This is a genomic window from Algibacter sp. AS12 (assembly GCF_046736315.1).
GTDB lineage: Bacteria > Bacteroidota > Bacteroidia > Flavobacteriales > Flavobacteriaceae > Algibacter_B > Algibacter_B amylolyticus.
Window position 1 is genome coordinate 3,065,604 of record NZ_CP151841.1, and the last position, 16,761, is coordinate 3,082,364.

Below are 16,761 nucleotides of genomic sequence, written 5' to 3' on the forward strand. Positions count from 1 at the left end.
TTTAAAAATTAAAACCAAAATGTAAACCAGGTTCTCCAAAAAAGAACTTAGACCATTTTTCATCCATATTTCTAAATTCATCCGGCATTTTGGTGTGATAAGGACGATGTGTAATAGCTAATGATGGCTCTATAAAAAACGCTTTTTTAAATAATTTTATATGATAACCAATTCTATAGGTATTAAATATCTGGAAACCGTCATCAATTTTTTGTCCGTTTTCATTTATAAAATCTTGCCACGCATTCATAACATGAATACTGCTATACAATCCTTTCCATAAGAATCTTTGATAAACTATAGCAAACCCTTTTTCTTGTATAAAGCCAGGGAAATTCTCGTTAGGGTCAGTTTTTAAATTTCCGTAAGGTATTCCAAGAGGTTCAAAATATCTCCATTTTTTTTGCTCTAATGAAATGGCATCTTTAGGGCTGATTCTATAGCCTAAATTAAGTTGAATAAAATTAGGGGACTCATCGTCAGGGATGATGTTCATAAGCATAAACCCCGTACTTCCTACAAAACAAGGTTTGTTAAGAATTTCTTCTTGAGTATATTGCGCACTCACTTTTATGGAGATTGCAAACAGTATAATAATTAAAATTGAGGTTTTATTAAGCATTGTAGAAGTTTTAATAGTTATTTACAATGCAAAAATAAACAGGTGATAAATCTTAAAACGTTCACTTAAGTGAAGAAAATAGTTATCTCTTTTCTTTTTCTAAAATTCTTGCCTTTATTCGGCTTAAAGATTGTGGTTTAATACCCAAAAAACTTGCTATTTGATGTTGAGGGACACGTTGTATTAAGTCAGGTCTTTTTTTAATTAAGTTAAGGTACCGTGCTTCAGGAGTTGATATTTTAAAATTATCAAAATCAATTTGCTGTTTAGAAACAATCTTTTCGGAAAGAATTCTGCATAACGACTCAAACTTAGGGAACTTCTCAAATATTTCAGCTTCCATTTCAGGATTTGAAATTAGTAGGATTGAATCTTCAACACAACTTAAATAATATTCAGATGGTTTTTTATCTATTACAGATTGTGGTGTTATGCCTTCGTTTTCGGTATAAAATGCTGTGGTTTTTTCTTCGCCTTCAATAATGTAGAAAGTACGAACACAGCCTTTTAGTACAAAGTAACCTTGGTTAGATAATTCGCCTTGCTTTAGTAATGCGTGTCCTTTTTTTACAGTATGAAAAATGTTTAATGAAGAAATGGCTTCCTTTTCATTATCATCTAAATGAATATATTTTGATATGTAATCAAATAATAAGTTTTGCATATTTAAATATACAATATTTGGTGTTTTATGTGTAAAATATAAAGGTAATCTTATACTGTATTGTACATTAATTTAGTTTTTTGAAAATCTTTTTGAGCTAAACTCACTAAATATGTACCTAGTTCTAGATTGTAATTATAGCCACTTTTTACGTTTAAAATAAATAAGCATGCCTATAAACAGAACAATCATAACACCCCAAAGAATAAAATAAGAGTACTTGTATTTTAGTTCTGGTATATATTCAAAATTCATCCCATAAATACCAGCAATAAAGGTTAACGGGATAAATATAGATGCCATAATGGTAAGCACCTTCATAACTTCGTTCATCTTGTTGCTAATGGTTGTCATGTACATATCCATTAAACTCCAAATCATTTCGCGGTATATATCGATGTTTTCTGAAACTTGAATTAGGTGGTCGTAAACATCTCTAAAATAGGTGATTGTTTTATGATTAATAAGTGAGCTGTCGGTTTTTTCAATGCGATTTATAATTTCGCGAAGCGGAAAAATGGCACGACGTACTCTTAGTATTTCACGTTTAAGGTTTTGAATATCTTGACTCACATCATCCTTTACATTTCCCGAAAATATTTGAGTTTCAAAATCTTCTATTTTATTCCCTAGAACTTCTATAACACTAAAATAATGATCGACTACAGCATCCATAAGTACATACAACAAATAGTCGGCAGGCATACTGCGCACCCGTCCTTTGGCCTGTGTTATGCGTTCGCGAACTTCGTCGAAAACATCACCTTCCGATTCTTGAAAGGTTAATACGTAGTCTTTACCTAGTATAAAACTAACTTGCTCTGATACAATTTTTTCGTCCTTATCGTAATACAGCATTTTTAATACTAGAAAAATATAATCGTCGTAGTCGTCTATTTTTGGGCGTTGTGAGATGTTTACAATATCTTCAAGCACCAAAGGGTGTAGTTCGTAGTGCTCTCCAATTTGCTCTATGGCATTTACATGGTTTAAACCATTAATGTTTATCCAAGTGATAGTGCCTTCTTCGTAAGAAAAACATTCTTCAATATTTTGAAGCTCTTTTACTTCGCATTTGGTTTTATTATAATCGAAAGCCTCAATAAATAATTTTTGATCTGATTTTTCGCCTGTATAAATAACACTTCCTGGAATTTGCCCAACTTTTTTCTTAGACACTTGACTTCTTATTTTTTTAGCCACTTTTTTCATCATCTTATAAAGATATAAATTTATACAGCACTAGAACCTTCGTTATCTACCGAAAAATCTTCAATAGCATCTTTCTCTATAAGGGTTACTGCTTTTTGTAACATGAGGTTGTTTGGGTAGGTTACTAAATCGCCATTTTCGAGTCTTAAGTGAAGTTGAAAGGCTCTAATGTCTTCAATAATAGCTCTAATAGGGAAATCCTTATCATGAATTTCTATTTTATCGCCTACTTTATACGGAAAATTAAAAAACATGATAATACCCGAAGTGATATTACTTAATATAGACCAAATTGCAAATAGGGCAATGCCTATAATAGCAAATACAGACGAAAATACAACGGCTAAATCTTCAAACTTTGCACCAAAAACAAAGGCTTCAATTAACAATACAACAACTAAAAGCGTTACTGTAATATAACGACGCATCAATTTTATTCTAGCATCGTTAATACCATTCTTTTTTGCCACTTTAGTAACGGTATAATGTGTAATATAGCGTACCAATAATAGCGAAAGAAATACAATGCCTGATATTATAAGTTGGTTTTGATAAGTTTGCATAAACATAATTTATATGTTGAAATTCTGGACAAAGATACGTTCGAAATAAAAATATAAACCCTATTAATCATTCAAAATAATTAAAACATTTTAAGCTAAGCTATTATAGTTTTAAAGTGGTTCTTAAAGCTTCGTCGGTTATGCTTTTCTTGTTCCAGTAAGCCGATTTAATAGTGTTTAGCTTTGTTGCTTTGGTAGTTAGGGTCTTAGCGTTTTGACCATAACCACTTTTTTGTGTTTCTTCCCAAATTAAAATATCAAAAGGAAAATCTGGATTAAAGGTTATGGCTAGGGTTCTATTTAATTCTGGGTAAGTAATAGTATAGCTATTTGCTGTTAATGTAGCTTTGGCAACAAAAGGTTTTACCTCGGTATGGTATAATTTTAAATATTCAAACGACGGAATAATCTGTAAATCGCCAACGGGTAAAGATTTAGGATTAACACGTAGTTTAGTCCATAGTTCGTTTTCTAAAATGGCTTTATTGGTTTTAAAGTTTTGGTCCGCTTCGCCATCAAAATAAGAGTGCGAAGTAATTTCAAAACTAGAACGGTTGTTAAGTTGCATATATACATGTCCGCACCATTCTTGCATAGATATAGAAACCTTGATGGCATGGGCATTATTTGCAACGGGATAAAAGGAACTTTGCATTATAGAATACGGGTAAATTCCGGTAACAAAGTTTTTGGTGCTATTTAGTTTTAACACAGGAATGTTATTCGGGTTAGTATTATCTGCTTTTACTTGCGTATCCGGAAGAAAATCTTCGGTAACAAAAACTAATACGGCTGTTCCTTGGCGTAACTCGCCATAACGCGCTTGTTCCAATTTATATGATGAAATTTCGGCTTCGCCAGCGTACCAATAATTATTAAATTCTTGAGATAATTTAGCAGCCTCTTGTTTAGGCGTATGAGCAACAGCCTCGTTACTTGATTGCGCAACCTCGTTGTTTTTAGTTGTGTTGTTTTTACAGCTTGATAAAACGAATAAGCATAATGTAACTAAAACTAAAGCTCTAACTTTTAAAATGGTTTTAAATGTTTCTAGGTTTTTCATAATAGTAAATTTACAATGCTAAGTCGTTTCAGCAATGGCATTTAACGTTTTGTAAACAAGATGCACAGGTAGGCCCATAACATTAAAATACGAGCCTTCAATTTTTGTAACACCAATTTGTCCTATCCATTCTTGTATGCCATAAGCACCAGCTTTATCGAATGGTTGGTAGTTTTTTATGTAATAATTTATTTCATCATCACTTAATTCTTTAAAGGTAACTTTAGTAATACTATACAGTGTTTTTGTGTAGGTTATGGTTGTAAAACAAACGGATGTTATAACCTCGTGTGTAGCATTGCTTAACGATTTTAGTATGTTAAAAGCTTTTTGGTTATCGCGAGGTTTTCCAAGTGCTGTATTGTTGTGCCAGACAATGGTGTCGCTAGTTATTAAAATATCTTTAGGTTGTAATTCGTCTTTAAAAGCTAATGCCTTTAATTGTGCTAAGTAATTGCTTATTTCAAAATGCGTTAATCTTGGCGGATATTCTTCTTTTACAGGTTTTAACTGAATTTCAAAATCGAGACCTAAATTTTTAAAAAACTCTTGACGCCTAGGAGATCCAGAGGCTAAAATTAGTCTATGATTTTTTAATTTTTCTTTCAACATATTTTTTTGGGTTTATAGTCACGTTTACATTCGCAGTCTAAATCTCAGTTTTTAGTGCGTCATATAGAGCTTTGTGCGACAAAAGTTAGGTTTAAGTGTACTTAGTAAATCCTAATTTGATAATTATTAGCACCTCACTAAGCCCAAATAACTAGCTTAAGGTAAACAAATAAAGCAATAAAGACAACACTCCTAAAAGCATAATAATTTTATACATTTGGCTAATATGATGCATGTCCTTTTTATTTTTTGCACTAAAGGTTTTAATAGATGTGTACATTAACGGTCCCACAATGCAAAGTAAAAAATAGCCAACAGCAATAGGTTGTTTATACAAATCGAAAACCACATAAAAAATAACAGCTACTAAAGGAATAAAACTTAATCCGGTTAAAACGTTTTTAGCTCGCACTCTACCAATAGCAATGGGTAAGGTATTTAGTCCGGCGTTGTGGTCGCCATCTATATCTTCAATATCTTTGGCTATTTCGCGTAATAAATTTATTGAAAATGCAAAAATAGCGTAGTCTAAAATCACTTTAAAAAAAACTGTTTGAATGTCTTGGTTGGAGGCGGTCATTACTGGAATTAATTCAAAAACGCCTACAATAATAATACTCAACGCTACCAAAAAGGAAATAACAATATTGCCAAACAAAGGTGTGCCTTTTAAATAGGTAGCATACACATAAAGCAATATGGAAATAAGTACGAATATGGTAAAAAACGGAGCGCGACCTACAACATGCGATAAATAAAAGCCAATACTAACACCAATTACATTAAAAATTATAAATAGGGTATAGGCTGTTTTTTCAGAAATGTGTTTGTTAATAATAACGCGGTTTGGTTTGTTTACCAAATCGGTTTCCACATCGTAAATATCGTTAATAATATTTCCTGCAGCGGCAATGCAAGTAGTTGCTATAATTAAAAGAGTAATACCAAAACTATCTAAAGTGGTTTCAACACCAAAAGGTTCCAAAAACGCATATTTAATGAGGAGTTGCACCAAGGCAATCATCAATAAATTTTTCCAGCGGATAAGGTTTAAAACATTCAAAAATTAAAGGTTTGATGCGAGTTTATCAAAAAAGAATTTCACGAAAAAGAAAATAGGAATAGCAAGAATAATAAATAGTGCTATGGTTTTTTTTGTTCTAATTTTTTCTTGTTTTCTTATGCGTGCTTTTATGGCTTCTTTTTCGGCTTTAGTAAGTTTTTTATGAAGAAAATGAACGTTATGATGTAAAAAAGTTTCACTATCTAGCTTTTCCTTTAAGCTCGAAAATGCTTTTGTGGTAGATTGGTTAAAAACACTTTGGTTGTTGCCAAAACCAATGTAACCAAAACTAGTGCTATGTCTTCTTTGTTGTCTTGCCAAAATTGTAACTAATCATATTTAGCATTAAAATTACCATTCCATTTGCTTTGTACTTTAAGCACTTGTTCAATAACATCTCTAACAGCTCCTTTACCACCCTTTTTATGAGAAATGTATTTAGAAATGCCTTTAATTTCTGGCACAGCGTCCTGCGGGCAACACGGTAAACCAATAAGTTCCATTACAGGATAATCCGGAATATCATCACCCATATACAACACGTTTTCAGCCTTAATATTCTTTTTACTAAAATAGTCATTAAGCTGTTCAATTTTATTGTGGGCGCCTAAATAAATATCGGTAATACCTAAACCACTCAACCTAATACGTACACCTTCGTTAGATCCTCCCGAAATAATACACACATTAAACCCTTGGTCTATAGCCGTTTTTAAGGCGAAACCATCTTTAATGTTCATGGTTCTTAGCAATTCGCCGGTAGAGGTTACGGTAACCGTTCCGTCTGTAAGTACGCCATCAACATCAAAAATAAATGTGCTAATGTGCTTTAAATATTCCTTATAACTTTTTTCTTCCATGAGTACGTTTTATAGAGTCGGTAAGCAATTCGTAAACCGCTTTATGGTGCTCGTTATCTAATTGTTTTAAATGCTTTTTAATAGTCTTTTTATCGTTGCGTTTAGCAGGACCTGTTTGTGCTTTAAACGGCGACATATCCTCAATTTTACTTGCCGTTTCCTTAATTAACGGTTTTAGTAAATCGAATTCGGCACCCTCGCTTTCGGTAATTTCATGCCCTATGCGGTACAGTTGGTTTGTAAAATTATTTACAAAAACAGCCGCTAAATGCAGTACACGCCTTTGGTCGCTATTAATTCGCTTTGTAGGGCTGCCTAGACTTACAGCTACCTTTTTAAGTAGAGGATAGCTTTTTTTATCAATCGTTTCAATGCAAATTGGCACATTAGCAAAATCTAATTTAGCCGCCTTACTAAAGCTTTGTAATGGGTATAAAACACCGCGTTTTAGTTTCATATCCAAATCGTAAACACTAACGCTCCCCGAAGTATGAACCACCAATTTATCCTCAAAAGGTAAACTGCTAGAAAGCTCAGAAATAGCATCGTCACTAACCGCAATAATGTATACATCGACGTCCTTTAAAGCCTCTAAATTATCGGTAACATCAACCAAATGGCTATACGGTTGTAAACTAGACGCATTTCGGTTATACCATTGCACAACAGAAACATCGTTGGTTTTTTCAAACCCCTTAAATAAATGTGTGGCTACATTGCCAGCACCTAAAATTACTACTGAAATCATGTTGCAAAAGTACTAATGAATTCTCAAAAACAGACAACCAAATTATTTATTTTTGGGCGCATCCCAAAAGGGTCGGGCTATCCAATACAAGTCCTCGCACCTCCTACGTCGGGCTGTGGGCTTTCCTTTACTATCCCTTGCGCGCTTGTTTGCCAGAGTAGTTTATAGTTTCAAAGGCTTTTTCATGTTAATAAATCCATCAGACATTTTAAAGCTTTATCAACTCTACCTAAAAAAATAGCTTAATTTTACAATACTATGAAAACCGATATACAAACCCGAGAAGACGTCGCTTTATTAGTCACTTCATTTTATAAAAAAGTTAGAGGGCATAATGTTTTAGGCCCTTTTTTCAACGATGTAATAAAGGATTGGGACGCCCATTTAGAAAGACTAACCACCTTTTGGGAAACCAGCCTGTTCATGACACGTAAGCTAGAGCATAAATACCAAGGCGATCCACTACAAGCCCATGTAAAAGTAGATAAAGACAATAACAATAGTATTACAGAATTACACTTTGGGCTATGGCTAAACCTATGGTTCGAAACCTTAGAAGAACTCTTTGAAGGCGAAGTTACCGAAAACGCTAAACGTCGTACGCGCAAAATGGGATCTTTTTTATATTTAAAAATTTTCGAAGCAAGATCAAAGTAGGCTAAGGTTATTAACCAGTCTCGGTATTCATTAAGTTAATTTTATAGCTTTTACACGTCAAAAAAAATAAGATTAAGTTGTAAGATTGTTTTATTACTTTTTCATTAGCTTTAATAGAGAGTATCTCTGTAAAATTTTAGTGGTTTTTAGTCTAATATCTAACTTCTTCTGTTATTATCAATTCCTCAAACTTTTAGAAGAATTTAACACTTCCAAATAAACATTAATCCTTAAATTTGCACAACCTTAAAAAAGGGCTCTGATTATGCAAAAAAAGCTAGCCAATATTTTATTTTCTACAAAACTTACTGCTGTTTTATTTATTGCTTTTGCTGTTGCCATGGCAACCGGAACAATTTTAGATGCAGGACAAGAAACATCTCCAACACCATACACCAGAAACTTAATTTATAATGCCTGGTGGTTCGAGGCTATTATGGTATTTTTTGTTATAAATTTTATAGGTAATGTATTTAGATACAAGCTTTATAAAAAAGAAAAATGGGCAACGTTTATTTTACATGGGTCTTTTATTTTTATTCTAATAGGAGCATTTATTACTCGCTATGCTAGTTTTGAGGGTATGATGGCCATAAGAGAAGGCGCCACCGAAAATACATTTCTTTCGCAAAAAACATACATTACCACATACATAGATGGCGATTATAAAATTGACGGTGTACCACAACGTTTGCCTATTGAGAGCGAGGTCGATTTTTCTGCACGTTTAGAAAATCATTATAGAGTCGATACCCAATACGGAGAACAACCTGTAACTATCGAGTTAGAAAAGTTTATAGTAAGCGCCGAAGAAGATGTTATTTCAGACGAAAATGGAGAGGAATATTTAAAAATTGTAGAAGCAGGCGGTAACGGTGCGCATAATCACTTTTTAAAACTAGGTGAGCAAGCTAGTATTCATAATGTTATTTTTACTTTAAACAATCCAGCTAAAGGCGCTATTAATATAAATTATAGCGATAGTGGTTTAACCATAGAATCGCCGTTTGAAGGCTCTTACATGACCATGGCCACAAGAGCAGAAGGCCTTTTGGTAAAAGATAGTTTACAACCTTTAGTTTTAAGATCGCTTTATAAAATTGGCGATATGCAAATGGTGTTTCCGAAACCTGTTGTTAAAGGTGTTTTCGATGTGGTTCAAAAAGCACAATTTCTTAAAAACGACGAAGATGGTTTAGTTTTAAAAGTGACTACTAATGGCGAAACAAAACGCGTTGGCTTATTAGGAGGAAAAGGCACTAACAGTAGCTTTAAACAAATACAAGTTGGTGGTTTAGATTTTGCTTTTAAATATGGTTCTAAAGTTTTAGACCTACCATTCTCGATAAAGCTTAACGATTTTGAAGCGGAACGTTATCCGGGTACTGAGCGTGGTTATTCGGCTTATTCAAGCGAAGTAACGGTTATAGATGATAGAAGCGAAAATTTCGACTATAAAATATTTATGAATAATATTTTGGATCACGACGGCTATCGATTTTTTCAATCGGGATTTGATCCAGACGAAAAAGGAACAATCCTTTCTGTAAATCATGATTATTGGGGTTCTTTAATTACCTATTTAGGGTATTATATGTTATATTTTGGATTAATGGCTATTTTGTTTTCTAAGCATTCTCGATTTGGAGAAATTAAGCGCCAGTTAGAAAAAGTAAAAGCAAAAAAGGAAAAACTGCTTACCATTTTGGTATTGTGTTTTAGCTTAAATGCTATGGCGCAAGCACATGAGCATCATGAAGGCGATGGTCATGACCATTCGCAACCTACAAAAGCACAAATAGATTCTATTCTTAAAGCTAATATTGCGCCTAAAGCGCACGCCGATAAATTTGGTCATTTAGTGATTCAGGATTTAAGCGGACGTATGATGCCTGTTAATACGTATGCATCGGAAATGCTTAGAAAATTAAGCAAACATGATACCTATGGCGATTTTGATGCTAACCAAGTATTTTTGTCTATACAAGAAAGCCCTATGCTTTGGTATAATGTACCTATTATTTATTTAAAACCTAAAAAGGGTGATTCTATTAGGCGTCTTTTGGGGGCTAATAAAGATGTTAGTTATGTGCCTTTGGCAGATTTCTTTTCGGATAGAGGAGAATATAAATTAGCACCGTTTTTAGATGAAGCTTATAAGGCACAAGTACCTAATGGTTTTCAAAAGGAATTTAAAGAAACCGACCAACGTGTTAATTTATTGTACAACACCATAGAAGGGATGTCTTTAAAGATTTTTCCTATTCCTAATGATGATAACAATAAATGGATTTCGAATTTCGATTATAAAAAGGATACGTCTGTAATTAAAGACTCTTTGTATTCTAACTTTGTAAACAATGGGTTTAGAGCCTATTTATATACTTTAAACCAAGCAATACGTACTGGTGATTTTACCGAAGCTAATAAACTACTGGAAGCATTTAGTAAAACACAACACCGTTATGGTGGCGATGTTATGCTTAGTGATGATAAGGTATATACCGAGGTGCTTTACAATAAGTACGACATTTTTAAGAAGCTTTTTAGTTGGTATATGTATGCGGGTAGTTTGTTGTTTGTCTTGTTGATTGTACAAATATTTAACGATAAAAGGAAGTTTGTAAATGTTTCAGTTTCTGTATTAAAATTTGTAATAATTGGCTTGTTTGTTTTGCACACGGCAGGTTTAATAACACGTTGGTATATTTCTGGACATGCACCTTGGAGTGATGCTTACGAGTCTATGATTTATGTAGCTTGGTCTACCATGTTGTTTGGGTTAATTACAGGTATTAGTAAAATTCATAAAAAAGATTCTAATCAAAAATCAACAACATTTCCATCAAAAGTAGCTGGGTTTTTTAAAATGAAATCTTCTAATCTTACCATTGCGGCATCGGCTTTTGTTACTGCAATGATTTTAATGATTGCGCACTGGAATTGGATGGATCCTGCTATTGCAAACTTACAGCCTGTTTTAAATAGCTATTGGTTAATGATACATGTTGCGGTAATTGTGGCAAGTTATGGTCCGTTTACTTTAGGTATGATTTTAGGTGTGGTTTCGTTAATACTTATGATTTTTACTAATAAGGCTAACAAGGCCAAAATGGATTTAAATATTAAGGAGTTAACCATTATAAACGAAATGGCCTTAACGGTTGGTTTAGTAATGCTTACCATTGGAAATTTTTTAGGTGGTATGTGGGCTAACGAAAGTTGGGGACGTTATTGGGGTTGGGATCCAAAAGAAACTTGGGCGCTTATTAGTATTATGATTTATGCTTTTGTAATTCACATGCGTTTGGTTCCGGGACTACGCGGACGTTGGTTTTTTAACCTGATGTCTATTGTGGCCTTTGCTAGTATTTTAATGACGTATTTTGGTGTGAATTTCTACTTAGCTGGTTTACACAGTTATGCTAGTGGCGACCAAATTGTAAGTGTTAAATTTATTAGTTTTGCTTGTGGTTTAGTGGCTGTATTAGGGGTTTTTGCCTACCGTGGCTATGCTAAGTATTATAAGAAGTAATCCGCTTATTTTTCTATATGTATTTATTTTAAATAGGTTGGTTATCTGTATATGGGTGACTGCCTATGGCAAATTGTAACCCGCGTTAGGGATTGCAGCGGCATCCTTTTTTTGCTGCCATAAATGGCAAAAAAAGATACAGCGTAAAGCCCGTCCGCTTGCTCTGAGCGCAGACGAAGGGTGTGGTAACGCCCTAATTTATTTTTCTATTAAAGTTAAAACGTACTCGTAGCTTATTCCGAAGGCTATAGCTAACCCGAAACTTAAGAGTGTGCCTATTAGAATGTACTCGGTGAGTTTGCGGTCTTTGGCTTTTGATAAATCGCCGAAACGGAATACGGATTTGGCGGCTATTAAAAAACCTACTCCTTCCCAGTGGTTTGTTATGATAAACATGAATACGAATAGGCGTTCAAGAATGCCTATATAGGCACCGGCATCGGCTAGAGAGGCTTCTTTATTATATTCTGATAAATCCCATTTTGAAATTATGGTTTTCATTATAATGGACGATACTTTAGTGATGCACAGTAAACTAGTTATAAATAATAGGATTTTTGGTGTAAATAGACTGTCGATTTGGATGGGGTAGGGTTGGTATATTTTTATTACGAGCGCTAGTACTATAAGGTGCGCTAATTGGTCTAGCCCAAACAGTATGCGGTGGTTTGTTTTTGTTTTAAGATGAAGTTTTATTATATCGATTATATAATGCGAAATTGGTATAATTAGTAAGGCTAGCCAATATTTAAAATTGAACTGAAGCACAACGAGTAACGCTAACATATGTACTATGATATGCCAGTATAAATATTTGGATTTATGTTTGTGGGTTTCTTTGTGTTGTACCCATTTATAGGGCTGAAATAGGAAATCGCCAATTACGTGTGCAAGTATAAATTTTATGGCTAATGCTAACATAGACTTTGTATTTGGGTGGTGTAGTAGTGTAATAGTTTTGAAATTTCGTCGTAACCAGCGCGTTTTAAGCCTTGGCTAATATTGCCTTGAGTTTTGTTTAAAATTTCGGCTATTCGGTTTTGGTTGAGGTTCGGGTTTTCTAAAGTTGTTTTTATTAGTGTTGCTGAGGTGCTAGACCAATTGTTTATAGTTAATTGTGCCAACTCTAACATAATATTTATGGCAGCATCCAAAGACAGGAATGGCGATTTAATGGCTAGTGTTGTTTTTTTTAACTGCTCGAAACACTCGCCAGAGTTTACAAAGGCAGTTCCGTTAGATTCGGTTATGTTTGGAGAATTATAGGTTTTATCGCCTATGCCAATAGCAAGCCTAACATCTATATTATCAAATTGTTTTATAGTGGCTTTAATTAGTATACAGGCGTGTAGGGCTTGTTCGGGTTTTATTTCTAATTGAAAACTATCGCCTCTGTAAATATCCCAATGTAATGGTGTTTTACCAAAACTGCTTAAAATAGATTTAAGTGCTTGTAGCCATTTTTTAGGATCGCTCTTTTTAGAGTTTATTATATCGCCTGTTATTATGCTGGTCATAAAATTTGTAACATATTATACTCAAATGTATTACTTATTATTTGAAATTGCAAAATTATTATCTTTAAAGCTAATAATTCTTAATATTAGTTAATTAGTTAATATTTTAAATTATTAGCTTTTTTGATTATATGTTAAATTATTAGTAAAACCCATAATAGTCTAAAATCACCATTTTAATAAGGCTATTAGCTTAAAGCATTTAGAGTATTTTTTATATTAAAAGAAGTAATAAAGAAAAGTACAATCTAATATCTTTGTCGCAGAACATAAAAAAATATATATGAAGTTATTTAAAGAATTTAAGGAGTTTGCTGTTAAAGGTAATATGATGGACATGGCTATAGGTATAATAATTGGAGCGTCTTTTAATAAGGTAATAGATGTGATGGTTAAAAAAGTATTTTTACCGCCATTATCTTTATTAACCGATGGTGTTAATATGGCTAACAAACGTTTTATCTTGCGAGAAGCTGTAACAGATGCTAGTGGCACTATTGTAACCGAAGAGGTTGCTATTGGTTATGGCGCATTAAGCGAAGCGTTTTTGGACTTTTTAATTATTGGTTTTACTGTTTTTATTGTGGTTAAATTTATGAATAGGCTTAAAAACAAATCGCATGATGCCAAAGATAAAACTGTAGTGACACCAAAGGATATTGAGTTGTTATCGAACCTTAACGAGTTAATGCAAGAACAAAATGCTATATTAAAGCAAAATAATAGTGCCAATTAATAACCTTTAGAGTTTTTATAGGCTCTAAAAAACACGATGTAATATCATGGCAAAAACAGGACGAGAAAAGAATACGAAAAACAAAGCGAAGCATTCTAAATTAATGGCTCAGAAAAAAAATAAAAAGAAAACTGAAGCGCAATTAAGGAAAGAAAAGCTTAAAAACATCATTAAAAAGATGAAAGAAAATTCGAGTGATAAAGAATAAAAGCTATTTTTGACGCTTAAAATTAACTAATCACCCAAAATTATGAACAAACTTATTACAGCGTTTTTGTGTTTTTTTGTTATTCAAATTAATGCACAAGAAGAGACAGAAACAACAACTTTTGATGCCGAAAGTTACCAGAAAACCTTAGACAGTATTAATAATAGCTTTACCTACCAATATGGCGAAGTTATACTAAATGATGGTATGGCTATACTAAATGTACCAAAAGGTTTTAAATTTTTAGATGGCGAACAAAGCAAGCGTGTATTAACCGATTTATGGGGAAACCCACCTAGCGAACCACTTGGGTTGCTCTTTCCGGAAGCTATGACACCCATGCACGATGAGTTTACTTATGCCGTAGAAATTGAGTATTCTGATGAAGGTTATATAGAAGATGAAGATGCCGAAGATTTAGATTATGACGATTTGCTGGAAGAAATGCAAGAAGACATTAAGGTTGATAATCCGCAACGTACAGCACAAGGATATCCAACCATGGAATTAGTAGGTTGGGCATCGCCACCTTATTATGATCAAGACAATAAAAAATTACATTGGGCAAAAGAATTAAAGTTTGAAGATTACGATGTTAATACGCTTAATTATAACATTCGTGTTCTTGGTAGAAATGGTTTTTTAAACTTAAATGCTATTGGAGATATTGATATGTTAGATGCCTTTAACGCCGATAGAGATAATATTATACATAGTGTAGAATTTACAGCAGGAAATAGATATAGCGATTTTAACCCAGATATTGATAAAGTTGCTGCTTACGGTATAGGCGGATTAATAGCAGGTAAGATTTTAGCCAAAGCAGGATTTTTTGCTGTAATATTAAAATTCTGGAAATTTATAGCTATTGGAGCCGTAGCCTTATTTAGCGGTTTTAGAAAGAAATTATTTGGAGCAGGAAAAGAAGATGCTTAAAACCAATTTAGTAATACATATAAAAAAAGAAGCACTATGGCGCTTCTTTTTTTAGTTAAATACATTTGATATTTTGTTATAACGAATATCCTTAAAATCTTTAATAACCATATCGGCCTTAGAGTAGTCTTGGTTTTTAGAGTGGAAACTATCAAATCCAACACAATAAATACCTGCTGCTTTTGCCGCTGTAATTCCGTTTGTAGAGTCTTCTATAACCATACACTCTTCTTTATTAAAACCAGAGGCTGCTGCAGCTTTTATAAAAATTTCGGGATGTGGTTTCGATTGTTTTAAATCGCCACCACTTAATTTATCGATAAAATACTGGCTTAAATCAAAACGATCAAAAATTTGATTAATACTGGTCATAGCTGCAGACGATGCTAAAACTAAAGTCAGTCCGTTTTTATGGTAATCCTTAATTAAATCTAAAACGCCATCAATAAGGCCTAAATCAGAATTACTATAAAAAAAGTGCTTATAATACTTACGTTTTAAAGCAACTAAGGTTTCTGGGGCCTGCTCTAAATTAAAGTGGTCGCATAACCGTTTACAAATATTAATTGTAGATTGTCCTGTGAATGATTCGTAAAGTTCTGTTGAAACATTAATGCCAACTTCATTAAACATATCATGATAGGCTTTGTTGTGCATGGGTTCGCTATCAATAATAACTCCGTCCATATCAAAAATAACAGCTTTAAGCATAGAAAATTTTTTCACGAAGATATTAGATTGTAATTTAAATGCCTAATGACCAAGAAAGAAGTGTTAAATACACCTTTGTTTTTTAAAAAATGGTGTTTTGACGTAAAAAAATGTATTATGTCGAAAAAAAATACTAAATTGCCTTCCGTAAATGACAGAAAACATCTATAAACTATTATCTATTTTTATAATTAAATGAGTGACCAAAAAAAAATAAAAATTCTATTTATTGATGATGATAAGGCTACTAATTTTTTAAATAAACATTTAGCTAAAGGACGTGAAAACATTGAGTCTATTTATTTGAAACACAGTGGTTTTGAAGCTATGGAGTTTCTTGAAGGTTGCTGTACTGAAACCGAAAATATTCCGAATTTAATTTTTTTAGATATTAACATGCCAGCTATGAATGGTTGGGAGTTTTTAGAAGAGTTTTATACCCTAGATGAAAATTTAGTAAATCAAATTAAGGTGATTATTCTTTCCTCATCTGACGATCCAGGAGATTTAAAAAGATTTGAAAATAATGGTAAACTACTAGATTTTTTAAGAAAACCATTAAATGTAAAAGCGTTAGATTCTGTCCTACAAAAAGTTTAAAGTTTATTTAGAATGTTATATATATGGGCAAAATACTTCTAGTAGACGATGATAGGGCAACTAATTTTTACAATCAAATTATTTTAAAAAGAAATAAGGTTGATCATGATATTAAAGTTATGGAAAATGGCTTGAAGGCCATAGAGTATATCCGAAACAATAGTCAGCCAGATTTTATTTTTTTAGATATTAATATGCCTGTCATGGATGGTTTTCAGTTTTTAGAGGCATACGAAAGTTGGCTAGAAGGTGAAACAAATAACACTAAAATCTATGTCATGATGAGCGTCGTTTTATCCGATGATAAGCTTAAAAAATTAGCGCATTATAATTATGTTAAAGTAATAAATAGCAAAGTGTTAACAAAAACAGAGATTAATAAAATTTTAAAAAACTAGAAGTCAAAAAAACTTTTATAAATAATTCCCCAATTATCGATTTAATGAAAGTTGTA

At 32.8% G+C, this 16,761-nt stretch carries 20 protein-coding genes; 7 read left to right on the top strand and 13 right to left on the bottom strand.

All coding sequences use genetic code 11. The features are described 5' to 3' along the window. Position 1 precedes the first annotated feature (1 nt). From AAFN75_RS12805 to AAFN75_RS12850, 10 genes are all read right to left on the bottom strand, one after another. On the bottom strand, positions 2-622 hold the full coding sequence (locus AAFN75_RS12805; RefSeq protein ID WP_411806688.1) for a hypothetical protein: 621 nt from the start codon (positions 620-622) through the stop codon (positions 2-4). Positions 623-704: 82 nt separating this feature from the next. Further along, complete coding sequence (locus tag AAFN75_RS12810) at positions 705-1,286, bottom strand: Crp/Fnr family transcriptional regulator (RefSeq protein WP_411806689.1); 582 nt, start codon at positions 1,284-1,286, stop codon at positions 705-707. A gap of 135 nt (positions 1,287-1,421) precedes the next feature. Then, a complete protein-coding gene (gene corA / locus AAFN75_RS12815) occupies positions 1,422-2,501 on the bottom strand; it encodes a magnesium/cobalt transporter CorA (RefSeq protein ID WP_411806690.1) in 1,080 nt (359 codons plus the stop codon). Between the two features lie 17 nt (positions 2,502-2,518). Next, positions 2,519-3,067 carry a mechanosensitive ion channel domain-containing protein gene (locus tag AAFN75_RS12820; protein WP_411806691.1) on the bottom strand — a complete coding sequence of 183 codons (549 nt, stop codon included), beginning with the start codon at positions 3,065-3,067 and terminating at the stop codon, positions 2,519-2,521. 97 nt (positions 3,068-3,164) lie between these two features. Next, positions 3,165-4,124 (bottom strand): septum formation inhibitor Maf, encoded by a 960-nt coding sequence (locus AAFN75_RS12825; protein ID WP_411806692.1) that lies wholly within the window; start codon positions 4,122-4,124, stop codon positions 3,165-3,167. Positions 4,125-4,142: 18 nt separating this feature from the next. Next, a complete protein-coding gene (locus AAFN75_RS12830; RefSeq protein WP_411806693.1) occupies positions 4,143-4,736 on the bottom strand; it encodes a Maf-like protein in 594 nt (197 codons plus the stop codon). 151 nt (positions 4,737-4,887) lie between these two features. Further along, positions 4,888-5,799, bottom strand: coding sequence for a geranylgeranylglycerol-phosphate geranylgeranyltransferase (locus AAFN75_RS12835; RefSeq protein WP_411806694.1), 912 nt, complete (start codon positions 5,797-5,799; stop codon positions 4,888-4,890). A gap of 3 nt (positions 5,800-5,802) precedes the next feature. Further along, entirely contained in the window at positions 5,803-6,120 is a 318-nt protein-coding gene (locus tag AAFN75_RS12840; RefSeq protein WP_411806695.1) for a hypothetical protein, read from the bottom strand. An 8-nt stretch (positions 6,121-6,128) separates the two neighbouring features. Further along, the gene (locus tag AAFN75_RS12845) at positions 6,129-6,659 is read right to left on the bottom strand and encodes a KdsC family phosphatase (RefSeq protein ID WP_411806696.1); all 531 of its coding nucleotides are present in this window, start codon (positions 6,657-6,659) and stop codon (positions 6,129-6,131) included. Further along, the gene (locus AAFN75_RS12850) at positions 6,640-7,407 is read right to left on the bottom strand and encodes a Rossmann-like and DUF2520 domain-containing protein (RefSeq protein WP_411806697.1); all 768 of its coding nucleotides are present in this window, start codon (positions 7,405-7,407) and stop codon (positions 6,640-6,642) included. The genes AAFN75_RS12845 and AAFN75_RS12850 overlap by 20 nt, the downstream gene beginning before the upstream one ends. A gap of 258 nt (positions 7,408-7,665) precedes the next feature. On the opposite strand from AAFN75_RS12850, the gene AAFN75_RS12855 reads away from it, so the two are divergent. After that, positions 7,666-8,064 carry a group III truncated hemoglobin gene (locus AAFN75_RS12855; protein WP_411806698.1) on the top strand — a complete coding sequence of 133 codons (399 nt, stop codon included), beginning with the start codon at positions 7,666-7,668 and terminating at the stop codon, positions 8,062-8,064. A gap of 265 nt (positions 8,065-8,329) precedes the next feature. After that, the gene (ccsA, locus tag AAFN75_RS12860) at positions 8,330-11,599 is read left to right on the top strand and encodes a cytochrome c biogenesis protein CcsA (RefSeq protein WP_411806699.1); all 3,270 of its coding nucleotides are present in this window, start codon (positions 8,330-8,332) and stop codon (positions 11,597-11,599) included. Positions 11,600-11,797: 198 nt separating this feature from the next. On the opposite strand, the gene AAFN75_RS12865 is transcribed toward ccsA, so the two are convergent. After that, positions 11,798-12,520 (bottom strand): DUF3307 domain-containing protein, encoded by a 723-nt coding sequence (locus AAFN75_RS12865; protein ID WP_411806700.1) that lies wholly within the window; start codon positions 12,518-12,520, stop codon positions 11,798-11,800. Beyond that, positions 12,514-13,116 carry a SatD family protein gene (locus AAFN75_RS12870; protein WP_411806701.1) on the bottom strand — a complete coding sequence of 201 codons (603 nt, stop codon included), beginning with the start codon at positions 13,114-13,116 and terminating at the stop codon, positions 12,514-12,516. The genes AAFN75_RS12865 and AAFN75_RS12870 overlap by 7 nt, the downstream gene beginning before the upstream one ends. Positions 13,117-13,399: 283 nt before the next feature. On the opposite strand from AAFN75_RS12870, the gene mscL reads away from it, so the two are divergent. Genes mscL through AAFN75_RS12885 form a run of 3 tightly spaced genes read left to right on the top strand, consistent with a single transcriptional unit; the run spans position 13,400 to position 14,996 of the window. Continuing rightward, on the top strand, positions 13,400-13,852 hold the full coding sequence (gene mscL, locus AAFN75_RS12875; protein ID WP_411806702.1) for a large conductance mechanosensitive channel protein MscL: 453 nt from the start codon (positions 13,400-13,402) through the stop codon (positions 13,850-13,852). 46 nt (positions 13,853-13,898) lie between these two features. Beyond that, positions 13,899-14,060 (top strand): hypothetical protein, encoded by a 162-nt coding sequence (locus AAFN75_RS12880; protein ID WP_411806703.1) that lies wholly within the window; start codon positions 13,899-13,901, stop codon positions 14,058-14,060. Positions 14,061-14,102: 42 nt separating this feature from the next. Then, on the top strand, positions 14,103-14,996 hold the full coding sequence (locus tag AAFN75_RS12885) for a DUF2167 domain-containing protein (protein WP_411806704.1): 894 nt from the start codon (positions 14,103-14,105) through the stop codon (positions 14,994-14,996). A gap of 51 nt (positions 14,997-15,047) precedes the next feature. On the opposite strand, the gene AAFN75_RS12890 is transcribed toward AAFN75_RS12885, so the two are convergent. Continuing rightward, a complete protein-coding gene (locus AAFN75_RS12890; RefSeq protein ID WP_411806705.1) occupies positions 15,048-15,707 on the bottom strand; it encodes an HAD family hydrolase in 660 nt (219 codons plus the stop codon). Positions 15,708-15,902: 195 nt separating this feature from the next. Here AAFN75_RS12890 and AAFN75_RS12895 point away from each other — a divergent pair, with 195 nt between their 5' ends. Both AAFN75_RS12895 and AAFN75_RS12900 read left to right on the top strand, forming a co-directional pair. Next, the gene (locus tag AAFN75_RS12895) at positions 15,903-16,307 is read left to right on the top strand and encodes a response regulator (RefSeq protein WP_411806706.1); all 405 of its coding nucleotides are present in this window, start codon (positions 15,903-15,905) and stop codon (positions 16,305-16,307) included. 23 nt (positions 16,308-16,330) lie between these two features. Next, on the top strand, positions 16,331-16,705 hold the full coding sequence (locus AAFN75_RS12900; protein WP_411806707.1) for a response regulator: 375 nt from the start codon (positions 16,331-16,333) through the stop codon (positions 16,703-16,705). The last annotated feature ends 56 nt before the right edge of the window (positions 16,706-16,761 follow it).